This is a genomic window from Pseudoalteromonas maris, assembly GCF_049257235.1.
In the GTDB taxonomy this organism is placed as follows: Bacteria; Pseudomonadota; Gammaproteobacteria; order Enterobacterales; family Alteromonadaceae; genus Pseudoalteromonas.
The window spans coordinates 501791-520645 of the sequence record NZ_JBMMUF010000001.1; the positions used below are offsets into that span (position 1 = coordinate 501791).

Annotated in this window: 18 protein-coding genes and 5 tRNA genes; 13 read left to right on the plus strand and 10 right to left on the minus strand. The window is 44.9% G+C overall.

Features of this window, described 5'->3' with window-relative positions:
* Positions 1 to 185: 185 nt before the first annotated feature.
* The 4 genes from AAEU32_RS02475 to AAEU32_RS02490 all read left to right on the plus strand — a co-directional run bounded on the left by AAEU32_RS02475 (position 186) and on the right by AAEU32_RS02490 (position 3563).
* Entirely contained in the window at positions 186 to 977 is a 792-nt protein-coding gene (locus tag AAEU32_RS02475; protein WP_421968943.1) for a crotonase/enoyl-CoA hydratase family protein, read from the plus strand.
* Positions 949 to 1332 carry a CidA/LrgA family protein gene (locus tag AAEU32_RS02480; protein WP_421968944.1) on the plus strand — a complete coding sequence of 128 codons (384 nt, stop codon included), beginning with the start codon at positions 949 to 951 and terminating at the stop codon, positions 1330 to 1332. Before AAEU32_RS02475 ends, AAEU32_RS02480 begins: the two co-directional genes overlap by 29 nt.
* A gap of 1 nt (position 1333) precedes the next feature.
* Positions 1334 to 2032: an LrgB family protein gene (locus AAEU32_RS02485; RefSeq protein ID WP_421968945.1), complete on the plus strand. Its 699-nt coding sequence runs from the start codon at positions 1334 to 1336 to the stop codon at positions 2030 to 2032.
* A 181-nt stretch (positions 2033 to 2213) separates the two neighbouring features.
* Entirely contained in the window at positions 2214 to 3563 is a 1350-nt protein-coding gene (locus AAEU32_RS02490) for a M28 family metallopeptidase (RefSeq protein WP_421968946.1), read from the plus strand.
* A gap of 116 nt (positions 3564 to 3679) precedes the next feature.
* Here AAEU32_RS02490 and AAEU32_RS02495 read toward each other — a convergent pair.
* The 7 genes from AAEU32_RS02495 to mutY all read right to left on the minus strand — a co-directional run bounded on the left by AAEU32_RS02495 (position 3680) and on the right by mutY (position 5695).
* A tRNA-Thr gene (locus tag AAEU32_RS02495) sits at positions 3680 to 3755 on the minus strand.
* Between the two features lie 11 nt (positions 3756 to 3766).
* Positions 3767 to 3842: transfer RNA gene (locus AAEU32_RS02500), tRNA-Phe, on the minus strand.
* Positions 3843 to 3880: 38 nt separating this feature from the next.
* Positions 3881 to 3956, minus strand: a tRNA-Phe gene (locus AAEU32_RS02505).
* 8 nt (positions 3957 to 3964) lie between these two features.
* Positions 3965 to 4040 (minus strand) — tRNA-Thr (locus tag AAEU32_RS02510).
* Positions 4041 to 4100: 60 nt separating this feature from the next.
* Positions 4101 to 4176, minus strand: a tRNA-Phe gene (locus AAEU32_RS02515).
* A 117-nt stretch (positions 4177 to 4293) separates the two neighbouring features.
* Complete coding sequence (locus tag AAEU32_RS02520; protein ID WP_421968947.1) at positions 4294 to 4566, minus strand: oxidative damage protection protein; 273 nt, start codon at positions 4564 to 4566, stop codon at positions 4294 to 4296.
* Between the two features lie 55 nt (positions 4567 to 4621).
* On the minus strand, positions 4622 to 5695 hold the full coding sequence (gene mutY / locus AAEU32_RS02525) for an A/G-specific adenine glycosylase (RefSeq protein ID WP_421968948.1): 1074 nt from the start codon (positions 5693 to 5695) through the stop codon (positions 4622 to 4624).
* Between the two features lie 133 nt (positions 5696 to 5828).
* Here mutY and trmB point away from each other — a divergent pair, with 133 nt between their 5' ends.
* Positions 5829 to 6554, plus strand: a complete 726-nt coding sequence (trmB, locus tag AAEU32_RS02530) for a tRNA (guanosine(46)-N7)-methyltransferase TrmB (protein ID WP_421968949.1) — start codon at positions 5829 to 5831, stop codon at positions 6552 to 6554.
* Position 6555: 1 nt separating this feature from the next.
* Positions 6556 to 7602 (plus strand): methyltransferase, encoded by a 1047-nt coding sequence (locus AAEU32_RS02535; protein ID WP_421968950.1) that lies wholly within the window; start codon positions 6556 to 6558, stop codon positions 7600 to 7602.
* On the opposite strand, the gene AAEU32_RS02540 is transcribed toward AAEU32_RS02535, so the two are convergent.
* Positions 7571 to 8077 (minus strand): DUF3293 domain-containing protein, encoded by a 507-nt coding sequence (locus tag AAEU32_RS02540; RefSeq protein WP_421968951.1) that lies wholly within the window; start codon positions 8075 to 8077, stop codon positions 7571 to 7573. The two genes, AAEU32_RS02535 and AAEU32_RS02540, sit on opposite strands and share 32 nt — an antisense overlap.
* Before the next feature lie 67 nt (positions 8078 to 8144).
* On the opposite strand from AAEU32_RS02540, the gene AAEU32_RS02545 reads away from it, so the two are divergent.
* From AAEU32_RS02545 to arcA, 3 genes are all read left to right on the plus strand, one after another.
* The gene (locus AAEU32_RS02545; RefSeq protein WP_421968952.1) at positions 8145 to 9764 is read left to right on the plus strand and encodes an ATP-binding protein; all 1620 of its coding nucleotides are present in this window, start codon (positions 8145 to 8147) and stop codon (positions 9762 to 9764) included.
* A 3-nt stretch (positions 9765 to 9767) separates the two neighbouring features.
* Positions 9768 to 10283, plus strand: a complete 516-nt coding sequence (locus AAEU32_RS02550) for a YfiR family protein (protein ID WP_421968953.1) — start codon at positions 9768 to 9770, stop codon at positions 10281 to 10283.
* 106 nt (positions 10284 to 10389) lie between these two features.
* Positions 10390 to 11112, plus strand: a complete 723-nt coding sequence (arcA, locus tag AAEU32_RS02555) for a two-component system response regulator ArcA (RefSeq protein ID WP_421968954.1) — start codon at positions 10390 to 10392, stop codon at positions 11110 to 11112.
* Here arcA and arcB read toward each other — a convergent pair.
* Positions 11109 to 13442, minus strand: coding sequence for an aerobic respiration two-component sensor histidine kinase ArcB (arcB, locus tag AAEU32_RS02560; protein ID WP_421968955.1), 2334 nt, complete (start codon positions 13440 to 13442; stop codon positions 11109 to 11111). The genes arcA and arcB overlap by 4 nt on opposite strands.
* 42 nt (positions 13443 to 13484) lie before the next feature.
* Positions 13485 to 15278: a type 1 glutamine amidotransferase family protein gene (locus tag AAEU32_RS02565; protein ID WP_421968956.1), complete on the minus strand. Its 1794-nt coding sequence runs from the start codon at positions 15276 to 15278 to the stop codon at positions 13485 to 13487.
* A 235-nt stretch (positions 15279 to 15513) separates the two neighbouring features.
* Here AAEU32_RS02565 and folE2 point away from each other — a divergent pair, with 235 nt between their 5' ends.
* From folE2 to AAEU32_RS02585, 4 genes are all read left to right on the plus strand, one after another.
* The gene (gene folE2, locus AAEU32_RS02570) at positions 15514 to 16437 is read left to right on the plus strand and encodes a GTP cyclohydrolase FolE2 (RefSeq protein WP_421968957.1); all 924 of its coding nucleotides are present in this window, start codon (positions 15514 to 15516) and stop codon (positions 16435 to 16437) included.
* A 76-nt stretch (positions 16438 to 16513) separates the two neighbouring features.
* Positions 16514 to 17122 (plus strand): DUF2726 domain-containing protein, encoded by a 609-nt coding sequence (locus AAEU32_RS02575; protein WP_421968958.1) that lies wholly within the window; start codon positions 16514 to 16516, stop codon positions 17120 to 17122.
* Between the two features lie 71 nt (positions 17123 to 17193).
* Entirely contained in the window at positions 17194 to 17901 is a 708-nt protein-coding gene (gene mtnN / locus AAEU32_RS02580; RefSeq protein ID WP_421968959.1) for a 5'-methylthioadenosine/S-adenosylhomocysteine nucleosidase, read from the plus strand.
* Positions 17902 to 18843, plus strand: a complete 942-nt coding sequence (locus tag AAEU32_RS02585; RefSeq protein WP_421968960.1) for a cobalamin biosynthesis protein CobD/CbiB — start codon at positions 17902 to 17904, stop codon at positions 18841 to 18843.
* Positions 18844 to 18855: the final 12 nt, after the last annotated feature.

Consider the following 18855-nt stretch of genomic DNA (forward strand, 5'->3'; position numbering starts at 1 on the left):
GAGTTAATTCAGTTCATTGAAAATATAGACTAATTTGTTACTGACTGTATTACGCGGTTACAGGTATAAATGGTATGGCAATGACAGCGTTTCCAAATAAGATACATGGTAATCTATTGAAGTGCACAACAAAATGACATGGCGCATGGTTTGGGTTAAATTGCTAGAGGTCAGAGGAGATAATAATGATAAGCCTTGAAATAACCGATCAGATTGCGTATGTCACATTTTGCCGTGTTGAAAAACGTAATGCCTTGAGTTTTTTGATGTTCAAACAGTTAGACAACATCATTAAAAAGTTAAAAAAGAACCGTCAAATCCGCGCCGTAATTTTGCAAGCTCAGGGAGAGGATTTCTGCACTGGCTTAGACGTAAAAAGTGTGATGGCCAAGCCTGCACATATCTTTTCTCTGCTCTTTAAATGGCTTCCAGGAAACCAAAATCTCGCGCAGCGCGTAACGTTAGGCTGGCAGCAGCTCAACGTGCCTGTCATTGCGGCCATTCAAGGTCGTTGCTGGGGTGGCGGTATGCAAATTGTTTTGGGAGCAGATTTCAGAATTGCCACAGCAGATGCAAGCTTTGCAGTCATGGAAGCTAAGTGGGGGCTATGCCCTGATATGGGCGCAAGTTTACTCATTGGCGGATTGATGAAAGCTGATGATTATTTGCATCTAGCAATGTCGGCAGATCCCATCTGTGCGCAGCAGGCTTTTGACTCTGGATTAATTACCGCCATCAGCAACTCTCCTTTAAAAGCGGCACAAGCACTGGTTGAGCGAATGACTGAGCGCTCACCCGATACCCTTGCTGCCATTAAGCGACTAAACAACACAGCGTATCGATATCACAATAGGCGCTTGCTAGCTAAAGAAACGCTCTCGCAGATACGTTTGTTACTTAATAAAAACACGCGAACCGCAATTTACAACGCCAGCCACGATGACAAGCATGAATACAGAGCAAGAAAACACTGGTAGTAAGCTTTATGCCGTAAAATGTATGTTGCTTAGCTGGTTAATTTTGACTGGCTTTTTACTATTGGCACATTGGCTCAGTGATATAGTTAACCTGTCCTTTCCACCCGCGTTAAGTGCCATGCTGGCGCTATTCCTTGCTCTGCAATGCGGTCTTATCAAATTACATTGGGTATATTCTGGCACCGTGCCTTTGCTGAATTTTATGCCACTTTTTTTTGTTCCCGCCGCCGCAAAAGTGGTGGAGCATAGCGAGTTAATCAGTGTTCAGTGGCCAGTGTTGATAGCCTGCTTATTCATTGTGCCTTTAGTGGGGCTGATTGTGATTGGTTGGCTTATGCAGCGCTTTGGAAAGTGACATGATGTATTTAGCCCTCCCTCTCACCGTTATTACCTTCTTGTGCTTGCGCGCTTTGCACTTGCGTGTAAATAGTCCATTTTTAAATCCTGTGCTTTGGACAATCTTAATTTCCGCTTGTGTGCTGGTGACATTCAACCTGGATGTTCAACACTACACACAGTCAACTTTCGCCTTTAACTATCTTCTGGAGCTGGCCGTTGTTGCATTGGCTATTCCCTTGTACAAACAAATTCACCAGCTTAAACGGCAACTGATGTTGCTGTGCATTGCGGTGTCGGCAGGCATCGTTTGCGCGACAACAACTGCTCTTGTGATAGCCACTCTTTTGGGTGCCCCTGAACAACTTACAGCCTCATTGGCCACCCTAGCAGTGACAACCCCAATCACCTTATTGGTGACTGAGCAACTTGGCGGTATCGCCAGTATTGCAGCATCTATGGTCATTCTCATCGGTGTCGTGGGTGCTGTGCTCGGCTTTTCTTTCTTACGAGCAGTGAGAATAACCAACAAGGCCGCACAAGGTACTGCACTTGGTGGAGCGTGCCACGCGATTGGCACCGCGACCGCTATTGCTGATAATGAGCTCAGTGCCGCTTACGCCTCTACCGCAATGGCATTAAGTGCATTGCTAACCCCTATTATCACGCCGCTGTACTTTTCTTGGTTGATGTCGATAGTCGAGCGTGTGGTGGCGTAATCAAATCAGCTGTGCGCTTATTTGGGCGTAAACTTGAGCAATCACGTTGAAACATTTATATACAAAATGCATCACGCAAATACTGTGCGCTCACTTCTGATCGCTCGCTGATTGCTCTACACTGCTGAGCACATAAAAAGTGTCTATCCCGTGACGCTTTGCTTTTTTTTGAGAACTGAAAATGAAAAAGACATTTCCGTTACTAAGCCTAGTCGCTGCTGGATTAATTCTCGGTGGCTGCAATGCCAGCAAGTCAGCACTGAATATTGATAAAAATCAATTAGAACAAGATATTGCTTACCTTGCCAGTGATGATTTAAAAGGCCGTAAAAGCTTTAGCGCTGAAATTGATGTAGCTGCTGATTATATCGAAAAGCGCTTTGAGACAATGGGACTCAAACCCCTGTCAGGCAGCAACAGTTTTAAACAACAATTCCATTTACATATTGTAAAGCCGCTAGATGTGTCGGTACGTATTAACGAGGTGGATATATCCGCTGAGCATGTTGGCGTAGCATCGCAATCTGCTGGCTTTTCATGGCTCAACAATGATGATGTCACCATTACCTATATTGATGCAACAATGGACGTGCGCAACACCTTGCGCAATATAAACAGCCAAGGTGGTAATCATCTTGTGATGGTCGATAACACCCATAAAGATATGTTTGTTCGCTACCAAAACTACTTCAATGCAGGTCTAAGTAAGCTTGAACTTAAAGACCAAGGCGCGTTAGTGATGGTGCTTAGCAATGAGACGGACGTTACCTCTTTAAACGTAAAGGTAGTGAACGAGGTGACCAGCCAACGTTTGACCAATGTGGTAGGTATGTTACCAGGAAGGCAGGCCGATGCTGACGTTGTGCTATTCAGTGCGCATTACGATCACCTCGGCCAGAGCAAAGACGAGCAACATGCTCACAACAATGACAGTGAACAAGACACCATATACAACGGTGCCAACGATAATGCGTCAGGCACTGGAGCTATGCTAAACCTAGCGCAACATTATGCTCATTTAGCCGATAATGAGCGCACTTTGATGTTTGCCGCTTTTACGGCTGAAGAAATGGGACTCATTGGCTCTGAGCACTTTGCCAAGACCCAAAATCCTGACCAGATAGCGGCGATGATCAACATCGAAATGATCGGTAAACCTTCTGCGTTTGGTAGTGGTAACTTATGGATGACAGGCGCAGACAAATCAGACTTAAAAACAGTGCTAAACCAAAGTCTGCCCGAAGAAAATCACATCCAGGCTAATCCTTATCCTAAGCTCAATCTATTTTATCGCTCGGATAATGCATCATTAGCCAGTTTAGGTGTACCGGCACACAGCTTTAGTTCAACAGACATGGAAAACAACGATCATTACCACACGGTAAATGATGAGCTAGCAAATCTTGATTTCGACTCTATCTACAAATCGGTAATGCTTCTGGCAAAGGCGAGCGCACCGCTTGCTCGTGCTGAGCTCACGCCATCGCGCGTAGCCCCACTTACAGATAAGAGCGAAGGTAAAATTTACTAAGCTCTGTCAGTATAGTCATACAAAAAAGCGACCTGAGTGTCGCTTTTTTAATATCGAACGCATTGATACAGACAATAAAAAACCCCGACCATCTCTGATCGGGGTTTATTTATAAATGGTGCCTGCTGCCGGAGTCGAACTGGCGACCTACTGATTACAAGTCAGTTGCTCTACCAACTGAGCTAAGCAGGCACACAAAGCTGTGGTGCCCAGAGGCGGAATCGAACCACCGACACGGGGATTTTCAATCCCCTGCTCTACCGACTGAGCTATCTGGGCAAAAATGATAAGTACTATTTAGCACCATCATCTAATAATGGTGCCCAGAGGCGGAATCGAACCACCGACACGGGGATTTTCAATCCCCTGCTCTACCGACTGAGCTATCTGGGCGAATAAAATGGTGCCTGCTGCCGGAGTCGAACTGGCGACCTACTGATTACAAGTCAGTTGCTCTACCAACTGAGCTAAGCAGGCACACAAAAACGTGTGCATTTATTGCACGTGTTCTCGATAAATCAAAAACACCTTTGATAATGGTGCCCAGAGGCGGAATCGAACCACCGACACGGGGATTTTCAATCCCCTGCTCTACCGACTGAGCTATCTGGGCGTGCGGCGTATTAAACGGTTTTTAGGATATCAAGTCAACCATTTTTTAAAATAAACAATTCGTTTGCACACAATTCATGCAAACTGGGATTTTTTGCCGAAAATCCCAGCAAATTGCTTACTTTTCAGGTGGACGATAACCTTCAATTTCCACCTCTTTACCTTCAAATAAGAAGCCAACCATTTGCTCTTCTAGAAAAGTGCGGTGCTCTGGCTCCATCATATTGAGGTGCTTTTCATTGATTAGCATGGTTTGCTTTTGTTGCCACTGGGCCCATGCTTCTTTTGAGATGTTGTTGAAGATTTTCTCACCCACTTCTCCTGGATAAAGTTGAAAATCTAACCCAGGGGCTTCTTTTTGCAGTTTTTGGCAAAATACAGTGCGTGCCATATTGTTCCTCTTCTACTTATTTCTCTGTGTAATTAGCTGTAGTTTACATTAATGCTCAGGCGCTGGCATTAGCGACATACTTTTTAACTTGTTTGAGTAACTTTTTAGTGGGTGCTGCCAAGCCTACTTCAGGCTGTTCCAACAAGTTGTATTGCATTAATCCAACATCATTTAACGAATCTAAACCACTATTTAAGTGAATGATCACTGGGTTAATAGTGAGCTTGAAGTGTGAAAATATATGCGTAAAAGGCTCAAGTGCATACTCTTGCCCACTCCAACCTTGTTGCGCCACATAGGTTAGCGCACCGTCGCTGTCTGCAAACTCTAAAAAACAGTGCAAGCCTCCCCAGATACCACTACTAGGGCGCTTCTCCATGAAGGTATGAGTGTCATAAATAGGAATAAGCATGGTGCACGCTTTTTGGGGCACCTCTTTTTTTGGTTTAGAGTGAGGAAACTCTTTGACCTTGCCCGCGTTGAATGCTTGGCAATGGCGCTTTAAAGGACACGGCTCACAATCAAAGTTACTGCGTGAGCACAGACTTGAGCCCAAGTCCATCATGGCTTGATTAAATTGCGTAACACCCTCTTTAGGGGTTAATTGCTCGCTCAAATGCCACAATTGATTCTCAACCTTTTTAACCCCATACCAGCCTTCAACCATGAAAAAACGCGCTAATACACGTTTAACATTGCCATCCAAAATAGGGTGATGCTCGCCTCGAGACAAACTTAAAATTGCGCCGGCTGTCGAGCGGCCAATGCCGGGCAAAGCCATGACTCCATCTAACGATTGCGGAAATTCACCACCATGTTGCGCACAAATAATTTTTGCGGTTTTGTGCAAATTACGAGCGCGAGCATAATAACCAAGTCCAGTCCAATAATGCAGCACTTCGTCCTCTGGTGCTGCTGCAAGCTCTTCGATAGTGGCAAAACGCGCCATAAAGCGTTCAAAGTAAGGAATAACAGTGGCAACTTGAGTTTGTTGCAGCATGATTTCTGAAACCCACACTTTATAGGGCGTTTTCGCTAGCTGCCAAGGCAGGGTTTTGCGCCCATAAAGTTCATACCAATCTTTGATTTGCCCAGCGAACCACTCTTTGGTTTGTTGCGATAAATCCACAGTAATACTCTTTACACTTTAAAATTGCGCTCAGTCTATAATTGTGTGGCCAAATATCAATAGCCCATTACTTGTACTTAGACACACAAGTGGGGATAATACGCACCCATTTTCATTAGAGACAGCCAAAATCATGAGTGAATCAACACAAAAAGCGTTAGAACAAGCGCAAGCTGAAGGCAAATATATCCGTAAAGTGCGTAGCTTTGTTAAACGTGAAGGCCGCTTAACTAAAGGCCAAGCTGCGTCTTTAGAAAAGTGCTGGCCGGTGATGGGTCTTGAGCATCAAAATGGCATGCTTGATTTCACCCAAGTGTTTGGCAACGACAACGATGTTGTACTTGAAATTGGTTTTGGTATGGGTAAATCGCTTGTTGAAATGGCAAAGAACGATCCAAACACCAACTTTATAGGCATTGAAGTACATCGCCCAGGCGTTGGTGCTTGCCTTATGGATGCCGACGAACAAGGTATTAGCAACCTGCGTGTTTTTGAACATGATGCAGTCGAAGTGTTGGCTGACTGTATTGGCGATGGCTCTTTGGCAAAGGTGCAATTATTTTTCCCAGATCCTTGGCACAAAAAACGTCACCACAAGCGTCGTATCGTACAACCAGAGTTTGTTGAAAGCTTACGCACCAAATTAAAAATAGGTGGTGTATTTCACATGGCGACTGACTGGGAAAACTACGCCGAGCATATGCTTGAAGTGATGCAAAGTGCACAGAATTTTGCCAACTTATCAACTACGAATGACTATGTACCACGCCCGGATTCTCGCCCGCTAACCAAGTTTGAGCAACGTGGTCACCGCCTTGGTCACGGTGTGTGGGACCTCATGTTTGAGCGTGTGAAATAAGATGCAATTGAGTAATCCATCGCAGCTATTACTGCGCTCTGAAGAGCTACTAACCGGTGCATCAATCTTAGTTATTAACTTTAACTGCGATGGCTTTGCTCACCAATTGCGTGCACTCAACCCAAACGCCGCTATTACCTTCTTTAGCTATAATTTCGCTGACGGTGAATTTGCGAAGAATCAACTCAAAGCTGCGAACATAAGCACCGTAGTGTCGCATCAGCTCCCACAGCAGAAATTCGATTTAGTCATTTATTATTATCCTAAAGCCAAAGCTGAGGCCTTGATGACGCTCGACAACATTCGCGCGAGCGTTGAAGATGATGCAATGTTGCTCGTCGTGGGTGAGAAAAAAGGTGGCGTTAAGTCTATTGAAAAGCAACTCAAGGGCTTAGCCGATGGCTACAAGGTAGACTCAGCAAAGCATTGTCAGTTGTATCAATACACGCAAATACACACATTGGATGAGTTTGCGATTAGTAACTACCAAAAAGTGTTTACTGTAGAGCGCGAAATCGCTGGCCAGAAGCTGACTTGCAAAATTGTGAGCTTACCTGGGGTATTTAATCACGGCCAGCTCGATGATGGTACAGCACTGCTGCTCGATAGCATTCCTGCTTACCCAAAACTTAAGAGCTTGCTCGATTTTGGTTGTGGTGCAGGCATTATTGCCAGCTTCTGTGCAAAGCGTAATGACAAGCTAAAAGTGACGGCGTTAGACGTGAGTGCACTCGCTGCTTACGCAAGTACTCAAACCTTTGCCGCGAATGATATAGACGGCGAAGTGCTGCTCAGTGATGGGTTAAGCGAAGTAAACAAGCGTTATGACTTGATCATCAGTAACCCACCATTTCATACTGGTTTGAAAACGGATTATAAAATCACTGAACGCTTCTTTGCGGCGGCGAAAAATCACCTCAACCGAGGTGGCGAATTGACCCTAGTTGCAAACAGTTTCCTTGCTTATCCTGCGCAACTTCAAGCGCAATTTAAGCACCATGAAACCATCGCAAAAACTAAGCGTTTTGCTGTATACCAAAACCGCTAAAATAATCAGCTCGATTGTGCCTCGGTAATTGCCGAGGTCGCTTAAACTTCGCTATCTGAAGAGCATCAAAAGACTCTGGCAACCCAAATTGCTGTCCATCAGCAAGTAATAAAGACACCTTCCCTTGCGCTAATAAATAGACACCGTTTTGACGGTATCGACGCATTAAATGCATCGCCATTTTCTTGTTGGCACGTATCAACACACTTTTCTCGCGATAACGCATGGTGCAATCGCCACCAAACCCAGACGCTGCAAACAACCTTTTGCTGCACGCCTCGAGTTTGAGCGCAGCGCGCTGATTGAAGCGCTTACCGCAACGTTGCCCTTTGGGATTGTTGGCGCTAACAATAACGCCGTTGGCGCGTGAAGCTATATAGTCAAAAAACACGAAGCGCACGTTTAGATAGGCCTGAAAAATAGCTTCATGATTATTTTTCGTGCTCAAAACTGACTGATTTCGAGAAATTAACATATGAGTATTCAATGATTTGCTAAACTAGTTTAATGTTAACTATGGCCAAAATATATAAAACTTCGCTATGACCAAAAACGGCTCAACAACAAGCATAAGAAAAGCGCTTATCTATGCGATCATGTCCGTGGCCACCCTCACTTTATTTATCTCCATCACCATATCAACGTATATTGATATGCGTGAACAGCAGACCATGCTCAAAGAGCGTATCAATACTTTAGCCGGTCTTATTGCGTATGATGCGCAAATTACGGTTCTGTTTGATGATAATAAATCCGAAGAAGAGCGCCTCAAAGCACTAGAGTCTGAACAAGCAATAAAGAATGTGCACATTTATAAAATTGCAGACAACGGTGTAAGTTTCTTCGCCAGCTACAATGCGAAAAGCACACCACCGGTAAGAGAAAGAACAGACAAAGAACAGTTGGCTCTGCTTTCTAAAGGTGTCTTGGCTGACGACCACTATGAAATAATAAGAGACATTACTTTTGACGGTGAAGTCGTCGGTCACGTGTATATTCGCGCCACCTTAGAGAAGATCAACAATTACGTTGATAGAAAAATCATTATCGACTTAATACTGAGTATTGCAGTGTTGATCCTAGCCTATGCTATCGCAAGGCTGTTCCATTACTATGTGGGTCAACCCATCAATGATCTCAGTCAATTACTACAAAATGTCGCTAAAGACCGCAACTACAAAGTACAAGCACCAGATACAAAAATAACTGAGCTCAATCAACTGTGCGCCAGTGTGAATACCATGCTAGAGCGAACAGAGAAGCATATCGAACGCCATGAAATGGATAAAAAGGAAATCGAAGCGCTCAACCACAGCCTAGAAGAAAAAGTGAGTATGCGTACTGATGCACTGCGTGATGCAAACCAAGAGTTATTAAGCACCTTGGAACGTATGCATCAATATCAGAACCAAATTGTTGAAAACGAGAAAATGGCGTCTTTGGGGCAGATGGTTGCAGGGGTTGCGCACGAAGTAAATACCCCTCTTGGTTTGGGGATCACAGCATCAACGCTAGTACGCGACCGTCTTGGTGAAATACGCACTGCATTTGACAATAAAACACTCACCTCTGTGCAGCTAGGACGATTTCTTATTGATGGTGAAGAGAATTTATCCCTCATCTATCGAAACCTTAATCGTGCAGCGGATCTAGTTGCCAGCTTTAAGAAGCTTGCCGTCACTCAAGATAATGAAAAGCAATCCGATATTGACGTGCATTCGCTGATCAATGATGTGCTAACCAGCATGAATGAAGAACTCGCACAGGTGAAACCTGAGGTCATCGTCGACTGTCCACCGGACCTGCACATCAACGCTAAGGCTGGGCCGATTCAACAGATATTGCAGCAACTGATAAGCAATGCAATGACCCATGCTTTTGATAAAGTGGAAACCGCTCGCATTGAAATACGCGTTACGGCTGGCGCAGGAAAAATGCAAATTGACTTTATCGATAACGGTAGAGGCATTGCCAAAACGTTACAGCCACGGATATTTGACCCCTTTGTGACCACGAATCGTGGCTCAGGCGGCAGCGGTTTAGGTCTGCATTTAGTGTACAATCTAGCGACGCAAGCACTCTCTGGTAGCGTTTATCTAGAGCGCTCTGATGAATCTGGAAGCCATTTTATCGTGCAGTTACCCTACACTGAGGTAAAGTAACTCATGCGTCTGTTGTTTGTGACTCTGATGCTCATTAGTCTGTGCGTAAATGCGGCGCAACCTTTGGCTGATTTGCGAGCCAATAAACTTGTCAAGATAGCCCATTTTGTTGACTTTACCCACGCGCAAAGCACCGCTATCCGGTTTTGCTTTTATGATTTATCAACGGGTGTTGGCCAAGCGTTTATTGAAAAACCAGACCTCGAAGTAAATCCACACCCCGTCGATATCATTGATTTAAGTGAAAGTACAAAAAATCCGGAACTTTTAGGTCGTTGCGACATCACATACTTTGAAGGCAAAGTAGACAATGATATACTAGCCCCTTGGCTTAAAATCCTCCCCGTTAATACATTAGTCATTGGGGATAATTTCGAATTTCTCGCCAATGGCGGTGTCATCGCTCTTATTCAAGAAGGCGATAAGATTCGATTGTATGTCAATAAAGAAAGCCTCGAGCAAGTTAATTTCAAAATTCAAGCTCGGCTATTGAGTATTTCTAAGTTTTATCCAAATTGATTTTACTTGTTAACATTTAGATATACTCCTATAATCGCAAGTATTCGGAAAGGTTCCTATTTCCCGAATTTATATAAATAATATATTCCGAAAAGGTTAATAAAAAATGCAAACGCCAGTCATTCTGATCGTTGAGGATGAAGACGTTACCCGTCTGAACCTCGTTAGCTTATTCGAAGCTGAAGGCTACAAGGTGATTGAAGCCATTGATGGTGATGATATGCATGACAAGCTCACCACCAATGATGACATTAATCTGGTTGTTATGGACATCAACCTACCAGGTAAGAACGGTCTGATCCTCGCCCGTGAGTTACGTCAAAAACGCAACGTTGGCCTTATTTTCTTGACCGGCCGTGACAACGATGTCGATCGTATTCTTGGTTTAGAAATCGGCGCTGATGATTATATCACTAAGCCGTTTAACCCTCGTGAATTAACCATTCGCGCGCGCAACCTAATCTCTCGTACAGCGTCAAGCAAAGATGAGCAAGGATTAGATGCTGATGGCGTAGTTAACTTTAACGGTTGGGAATTGGATGAAAACAGTCGCTGTTTAACATCTCCAGCTGGCGAGTCAAAACGCCTACCTAAAGGTGAATATCGCGCATTGCGTTTGATGCTGGATTCTCCAGGTCGTATTTTCAGTCGTGAGCAACTTATTAAGCATATGACTGGCCGTGAGCTACGCGCAAACGACCGTACTGTCGACGTAACAATCCGTCGTATTCGTAAGCATTTCGAAAGTGATGCAAGCACCCCTGAGCTTATCAGCACTATTCACGGTGAAGGCTATCGCTTCATCGGCAAAATTGACAGCACCTCTTAATCAGCTGGCAAACTAGATAAGAATGACTGAAGGGCCTTGAGCCCTTCTTTTATTTTCACGTCCATCTCTTCTAGCCACTTCGCACGACATTCAACAGATACATCAACACACTCATTTTCCATCTGCTTAGCATGTAGTTGCACAGCTTTGAGGCCGACTGACCCTGCAGCTCCTTTCACTTTGTGCGCCACTGACTTATATTCAGCCACATCGCTATCATGAGCGCTAAGCAATTCTTGTTGATAGCCCGGAGCGAGCTTGGCGAATAATTCCGTGCTTCGTGAAAAGGCCTTCACGCCCATAGAGTCGAGGAATTCAGTAATGATGTCTTTATCTAGCAACTCTTCATCAATGACGATATTTTTAGTCACCTGCTGTTGCACCAAACGTTGCGCTGCTGCTTGTTGAATCGTTTGTTTTTCAAAACCAAAGAGCTTAGCCAGCATTTTATCTAGCTTTGCGGTATTAATCGGCTTGGCCAAGGCCCCCTGAATGTTTATACCTTTTAGCTCTTCCTCTGCGCTGCGAACATTGGCGGTCAGGGCAACAATGGGTAGATGGTCGAACTCACTTTGCGCACGTATTTCTCGCGCTACCACATCACCATTAATATCTGGCAGTTGCATATCCAAAAGAACGAGATCTAGGTCATCTTCAGTTTCAACAAAGGCCAAGGCATCTTCACCGGTTTCAGCCCAGAGCACTTCATGACCTCGTTGCTCTAGCAAGTTAGTCGCAATTTCTGCGTTCAGGGGAACGTCTTCGACTAGTAGAATATTGAGGCTCTTACATTCATAACTTTGCGCTTGCGGTGGCTCAGTTAGCGCAAGCGGGATCAACACCATAAATGTGCTGCCCTTGCCTTTTGTTGAGGTTACCTGAATTTCACCGCCCATAGCTTTAACTAGGGCCTTGGTTACGGCCAAGCCAATTCCCGAGCCTATGGCGTTTGCGCCGCTGGCATCTGGCGCCTTGTAATACATGTCAAAAATGTGGGTTAACTGCTCTTCACCGATACCTATACCGGAGTCAGTTACGGTCATAATGAGCCAGCTTTGCGACTCTTGTTGTTGATGACGACATTCTAACTTCACACCACCATGGGTGGTAAACTTCACTGCATTATTGATCAAGTTCCACAAAACTTGGCGTAAGCGAGTTGGGTCGATTTGCGCGTAAACATCTAAATCGCCTGAACGAGTTACATCAAATGACAAGGACTTTTGCTCAGCTATCAAGGCGCCAAAGTTAATCACATCATCGATAAAGCCGGTGACGCTTACTGGCTCTGTCACGATATCGAGTTGTTCGCGGTCAATCTTATCTAAATCGATAATATCGTTAAAGATATTGCCAAGTGTTTCGGCACTAGAGAAGACCGTATTACACCAACTGCGCTGCTGTTGACTCAATTCAGTGTCCAACATCATCCGCGTCAAACCGACAATACCGTTTAGCGGGGTTCTTAATTCATGGGATAAGGTGGCAATGAATTTACCCTTGTCTTTATAGGCTGTCTCTAATGCCTGCTCAGCTTCTTTACGGCTGGTAATGTCACGACCGAACGCCAACAGACCAATGTACTCGCCCTTGTCATTGATAAACGGTAACTTGCGCATTTCAAACCAATGGTATTCACCATCCACTGGGTATTGTACGTCCAGAGTCAACGCCTCATGAGTGGACTCTACTTGACGATCTGTTTTTAGCACGTCTGGCAGATATTCTGCGGGGTATATCTCTTCTACTTTTTTACCAATTAGCTCGTCTGAGGTGCGGTTCATGACCTTCTCAAACATTTTATTACAGCCAGCAAAGACGCCGTCTTGATCTCGGTAGTAAAACAAGTCAGGTGACGAGTCGACAATCGAGCGTAACAACATCCCTTGTTGCGCAAGCTCAACCTGTGTTTTCTTACGTTCAGCAATCTCTCTACGCAATTCATCAATCGCTCGGTACTTGGCATTAAGCGCTCTTTTACGTTCGTCAATTTCGGTATTGAGAAGGCGAATATTATCTTTAAGAGATTGGTTTAGTAGCTTTTCTTGTTTTGTGGCTGATTGCAGAAACTTTTGTGAGTCTTGCAATTGGGTCACGGACTGCATCACCACCATGATCACTAATGGGGAGCTGACAGCAGTAAAGAATACAACGGCGAGCAAATCTAACAACATTACCTCGCCGGTGGCGACATAATAGAACATTGCACTTAAGATCAGCGCAGCAATAATGAATACGCCATAGACTATGGCGGCTGCATACCAGATCCCAAATCGGGCAAGTAAATTTGTTAGAACACGAACCCAAGGGCTCAGGGAAGAGTCAATCATAAAAAAAGGGGTTTTGCTGCAAACCCCTCTATTGTAATCAACTTATAGTATCTTTGGCAGTATCTGAGTCGATATTCTTGCGAAAGAGCATACTCCTACGCGCTTACCGCCTTTAACCAATACGCCTTTTCGCATGTTGGTAGCGCCGCTCGCACTGAGGCTTAACTCATAGCTCTGCTCATCAATATCACTGCTACCACCGGCATTGGCGGCACCAGTGTTACACTGCATTTGCCCTAGTTTATGATAATTCGCACGACTAAATGGCGTTGACGAATTTACAATGGGGCCTGTGCTTGTGGTGTTAACCGCATTTTTCCACGCCGCTAAGTCAACATTAATCACGCCACCGCGCAAATTAATTTTATCTTCATGGGTAAGAAAGTAGCTGTCGAACGGTCCAAATTGGTACGCCATCGATAAAGAGTCATTTGTTTGGCGCAAATCACCAAGCCATAAGCCACCCTCACCGAACACTTGAATTTCAATGTCGGTTTTGTCGGTATCTAGGCTCGATACAGTCGCGTAACTATTGCTATCTAATCCTAAAATAAGTGCACTTGATGACTGCACACCGGTTTTAATTAAACGCGGCTGCTTGCCTTGTCGTGCAACTTCAGTATCTATAGTTCCCCAAGGGAATAAGCCCATGACACCCGATTTGATATAACTCAACTCGCGACTATTGGTAACTGAAATACAGTCTACGCCGAGGCGACACGCATCATACCCATTAGCGTAAACGACAGGGTTGTCTGCCAGTACCTGTACGCCCTCTCCTGAGAGGATAGTTGCGTTGTTACGGCCACCAACCAGTGCATTAACTGCTTCACCTTGCGCTGCAACCACAAGCTGATTTTTACTCACCATTTCTTTGATTTTAATGAGCAACTCACTGGGCTTATTGGCACCATCATAAAACGCGTGGTAAAGCAGTAACGGATTTGAGTCGGCAATAAATAAAGCGTCAGAGCGACGCAACAAGTCATAAAGCTGCTCTGGGTCTTTGCACAGCTTTTGCTGCTTTTCATATAAGTCAGGATACAGACTATCACGACGGAAACTTGCCAAACGCGATACTTGATATGAGGCAAGGTCGTCACATGAGGCTGTATTATCTGTACTGATCAGCGTTTGTACTGCGCCATCAATCGCTAACCAATGGGCCTCAAAGCCTAGCTGCTCAAATAACGTCTGATAATAGTCGACATCACGATATGGGTCGCGGCTACCACCCGTTACAAAAGCGATACGCGGCTTACGCTTGGTATCCACCACCTCTGTGGCTATGGCGAATAACTCGTTGAACGCATCTTGAGTAACCCAATCACGTGTGCCCTCGAAGTCTACATGAGCACTAAGCCTACGCTTACCTGTGGCCTGTTTTTGTTCGAGTAAATCAAAGAAATTTTGCTGCTCAAATTCAAACAAGCTAAACCAAAATTCACGAGCACTTTGCTCAGAGGATTTCAGTTTGAAGTCACTGCGACGCAAATAACGCTCAAACTCAATTTGGCTAAACGTATCATCGCCAAAATGCTTGCGGGCATGCGTCAAAATGCCTGTTGCTTCATCGCGAATTTCAGGTTGCTCTGTCCATGCCATCTCACGAATGCGGTTAAGTCCCTCATCGGTGATTTTAAACATAGGTTGTTGTTTATACGTATCTTTGCTCAGTCGCTCTCGCGATTGGGTATTACAGTACTTTAGGCGTTCACTCGAACATACTTGAAGGTCATCGGCCATCATTAATAATTGAGGCGATGCCATTACCGAGGAAATACTGCAGCTCCCGAGTAGTGCTAGCGAGGCAACTCTTGATAGAAGTGGTTTCATGGGACTGATCATTATCGTTGTTATGCAAGTTATTGTTATTGTCGCTGCTGTTAAGCAGTACAGAATATTAACAATGTTTACAACGATTGAAAATAGCAAAAGGACCAATAATAGGTCTGCAGACCACAACTTGAGTGCCTAACCTTTGTGCTGTTTGGCGCTCCACTTTTGCTAAATTTCAGGTAGAATAGCGCACTTTTGTGCACCCCCAACGATTTTACCTATGAGGAAGGCCATGCAAAACGCCATGCCAGACATTGCTAATACCAGTTCAGCTCCAGTTGCCGAAACACTCGAATGGGTTGGCATGAGTGCCATTGAGCTCCCTATGTTAGTCACATCTGCAGGTCTATCCCCGACGGTGGTTAATGCTAAAGCGCAAGCGTTTGTAAACCTCATCGACAAAAATGCCAAAGGCATTCACATGTCGCGTCTATTTTTAGCCTTAGATGAGTTATCACACGCACCGAGTGTTACACCGCACGAAATCAGAGCAACGCTGGATAAGTTCATTAGTTCGCACGATGATATCAGCGACCAAGCGCGCCTTACCTTAGCCTTTGAGCTACCTTTACGCCGCAAAGCCCTGCTCAGTGATAACAGCGGATGGAAGTTCTACCCGATTAATCTCGATGTGGTAATAAACGCTGCAGAGGTCCGCTTTGAAGTGTCGGTTGATGTGACTTACTCATCGACCTGCCCCTGTTCAGCGGCACTGGCAAGACAACTTATTCAAGCAAACTTTGCCCGCGATTTTGCTGACAAAACGTTGAACTTTGAAGATGTCCACCAATGGCTTGGCACTAGCGAAGGGATCAGTGCGACTCCGCACTCTCAACGTTCTGTTGCACAAGTCAAAGTGCGTTTAGATAGCACTGTGACTGAGTTTGACTTTGTCGCCCTTATCGATGGCATCGAAGCAACCCTTAAAACACCAGTACAAACTGCGGTGAAGCGTGAAGACGAACAGGAATTTGCACGTTTAAATGGTGAGAACCTGATGTTTTGTGAAGATGCGGCGCGTAAAATCAAAGCCCAACTCAACGACTCAAGCGATGTAGTCGATTTTTGGTTGCGCGTAAATCATTACGAGTCATTGCACGCACACGATGCTGTTGCAATTGCCACCAAAGGAGTTGTGGGCGGTTATCAACCCTAACTCGTGACGCCAAAACTTTTGGGCATAGTTATTGCTTTAGCAGTAGGTGTGTCAATTATTCGTTTTGGAGTAAAAAATGGAATTCGCGCTTTTATCCATTCTCGTGCTAGTGGTTATCGCTTCGGCGGTGGCCTCAAAGTTCACAGACAACAATGAAAACCCCTACCCCTTTGTACGTAAAAAAGAAATGTACACTCAGGTAGAAAGCGCTTTTCTAATGCTATTAGAGCGCGCCGTCGGAGATAACTACCGCATCGTAAGCCGTGTTAGGTTATCAGACATCATTGACTGTAAACCCAGTTTAAGTAACAAGTCGAAGCGGATCGCATTAACCAAATCGAAAAATAAACAACTCGATTTTGTGTTATTAGACAAAAATAAACTAACCATCGTGGCGGCAGTCGACCTAGTTAACAACGCCAATAAAGGCGGCCACAAGGCGCAAAAAGATTGGTATGTTAGCGGTGCCTTAGAAACAGTGGGCATTCCTCATATACGTATGAAGGTCAAAAGTGGCTATCGCGTCGAAGATGTGCGTAACGCTATTATGTTTAAACTCGGTAAGCCAGATACCAGCGCCAAAAAGCCAAAGCCAAGCCGCCCTGGTGTGCTGACCCCCATTCAAGCTCGCACCAATGTGCGTAGCAACGCAATATCAACATCCACTGCACTGGCAGAAATCTAAAAGCCACATGCCATATTTAAACAGCCTTTGATATACTAAAGGCTGTTTTTGCTATTTAAATTAGAGAAGCTATGAAAGTAGGTATTATCGGCGCCATGGAGCCGGAAATTGCAATCTTGCGCGAGCAAATGACTGACGTCGATGTGCTTGAAAAAGCGGGGTTTACTTTTTACCACGGTCAGCTCAGTGGCCAAGAAGTTACGTTAGTACAATCTGGTATTGGTAAAGTTGCCTCAGCTGTGGCGACCACTATTTTAGTTGATCACTTCAAACCCGATTGTGTTGTTAACACTGGCTCTGCAGGTGGTTTCGACCAGCGCCTTGCAGTGGGTGATGTGGCTATTGCTAATGAGCTGCGCCATCATGACGTTGATGTTACTGCATTTGGTTACGAGTTTGGCCAAGTGCCGCAAATGCCTGCCGCGTTTGAATCGCACCCAGCCTTGGTGAAAGTGGCACAGGATTCCATTGCCGAGCTTGCACAGTGTAAATCTTTAGTGGGTCTTGTGTGTACAGGCGATTCTTTCATGTGTGACCCTGCACGCATCGAACAGACGCGAGCACAGTTTCCAAGCATGCTTGCTGTGGAGATGGAAGGTGCAGCCATTGCTCAAGCGTGTCATCAATTAGGCACTCCATTTGTAGTGATCCGCTCTTTGTCTGACATCGCTGGAAAAGAATCTCCAGATTCATTTGAAGCGTACCTTGAAGTAGCATCTAAGAACTCGTCTGCCATGGTGATGGCTATGCTCTCTAAGCTATCAGACGTTAGCCTATAAATGACGTGGGACACACTAGGCAATTACAGTGAGTTATTGCTAGTTCTGGCAGCTATCGCCTTGGAGCGTTGGCTGCCTTTACCGTCTTGGTATCATCCGTTCACGCTTGTCAGGCTCATTTTTTCAAACCTCGTCAAACGTACATACCAACCCACCCATACAAGTCCATACCTACTGTTGGCGTCGGTATTAAGCATTGCACTATGTGTATTGCTGCCATTAGTGCTCATTTCAGCATTTTCGCAACTCGTTTATTACCCCGAATTACTCAATGCCTTTTTACTTTATTTGTCGCTGTCATCACATACATTGATAAACAAAGTTAAACGCACCGCCCAAGCACTCAAACAGCACCGAAAGTCACTAGCACGAGCAATTTTAGGCAATATAACAGTGCGCGAAACGACGCGCTTGAGCGAAGCAGGGATTGCTAAAGCAAGTATAGAGTCACTGGTGTTGCGCATGCTCAAAGATTACTTCACGCCCTTGTTTTTGTACTGTGTATTTGGCGGACTTGCAGCATTTAGCTACGCCTTGCTTTGGCAACTGCACCAAGCCATGCGCATGCATGCTATGCCAAATAGCGCTTATTTAATTGCCAGTAAGTGGTTACTCAGTGTCTGCCAACTCCCAGCCCTCGTTCTTTATTTAGGACCTTTGCTTTTTTCCCGCCATGCATTAGAAGCGCTACGATTTATAAAGGTATACGGCCAACATTTTTATCATCGCAGTACAGGAATAATTTTGAGCTTCTTTAGTGCTCGCTTACAAATACAACTTGGTGGACCGGCTTTTTACCACGATATGCGTTTTGAAAAAATGCGGGTTAGTCTGCATCGACAGCCCCAATGCCAAGACATTGGCGCGGCAGTGCGAGCAGTGGAGCAAATAAATGCGCTGTGGCTTGCGGTCATTATTTTCAGCTATATTATCAGCGCATAAAAAAAGCCACCT

What these genes read in the sequence shown, in the direction of transcription:
- AAEU32_RS02475 (WP_421968943.1), top strand. Translation starts at nt 186, where the DNA reads ATGATAAGCCTTGAAATAACCGATCAGATTGCGTATGTCACATTTTGC.
- AAEU32_RS02540 (WP_421968951.1), bottom strand. Translation starts at nt 8,077, where the DNA reads ATGTTAATTTCTCGAAATCAGTCAGTTTTGAGCACGAAAAATAATCAT.
- trmB (WP_421968949.1), top strand. Translation starts at nt 5,829, where the DNA reads ATGAGTGAATCAACACAAAAAGCGTTAGAACAAGCGCAAGCTGAAGGC.
- AAEU32_RS02575 (WP_421968958.1), top strand. Translation starts at nt 16,514, where the DNA reads ATGGAATTCGCGCTTTTATCCATTCTCGTGCTAGTGGTTATCGCTTCG.
- AAEU32_RS02550 (WP_421968953.1), top strand. Translation starts at nt 9,768, where the DNA reads ATGCGTCTGTTGTTTGTGACTCTGATGCTCATTAGTCTGTGCGTAAAT.
- arcB (WP_421968955.1), bottom strand. Translation starts at nt 13,442, where the DNA reads ATGATTGACTCTTCCCTGAGCCCTTGGGTTCGTGTTCTAACAAATTTA.
- AAEU32_RS02480 (WP_421968944.1), top strand. Translation starts at nt 949, where the DNA reads ATGAATACAGAGCAAGAAAACACTGGTAGTAAGCTTTATGCCGTAAAA.
- AAEU32_RS02490 (WP_421968946.1), top strand. Translation starts at nt 2,214, where the DNA reads ATGAAAAAGACATTTCCGTTACTAAGCCTAGTCGCTGCTGGATTAATT.
- mtnN (WP_421968959.1), top strand. Translation starts at nt 17,194, where the DNA reads ATGAAAGTAGGTATTATCGGCGCCATGGAGCCGGAAATTGCAATCTTG.
- AAEU32_RS02485 (WP_421968945.1), top strand. Translation starts at nt 1,334, where the DNA reads ATGATGTATTTAGCCCTCCCTCTCACCGTTATTACCTTCTTGTGCTTG.
- AAEU32_RS02520 (WP_421968947.1), bottom strand. Translation starts at nt 4,566, where the DNA reads ATGGCACGCACTGTATTTTGCCAAAAACTGCAAAAAGAAGCCCCTGGG.
- folE2 (WP_421968957.1), top strand. Translation starts at nt 15,514, where the DNA reads ATGCAAAACGCCATGCCAGACATTGCTAATACCAGTTCAGCTCCAGTT.
- AAEU32_RS02545 (WP_421968952.1), top strand. Translation starts at nt 8,145, where the DNA reads ATGACCAAAAACGGCTCAACAACAAGCATAAGAAAAGCGCTTATCTAT.
- AAEU32_RS02565 (WP_421968956.1), bottom strand. Translation starts at nt 15,278, where the DNA reads ATGAAACCACTTCTATCAAGAGTTGCCTCGCTAGCACTACTCGGGAGC.
- AAEU32_RS02585 (WP_421968960.1), top strand. Translation starts at nt 17,902, where the DNA reads ATGACGTGGGACACACTAGGCAATTACAGTGAGTTATTGCTAGTTCTG.
- AAEU32_RS02535 (WP_421968950.1), top strand. Translation starts at nt 6,556, where the DNA reads ATGCAATTGAGTAATCCATCGCAGCTATTACTGCGCTCTGAAGAGCTA.
- arcA (WP_421968954.1), top strand. Translation starts at nt 10,390, where the DNA reads ATGCAAACGCCAGTCATTCTGATCGTTGAGGATGAAGACGTTACCCGT.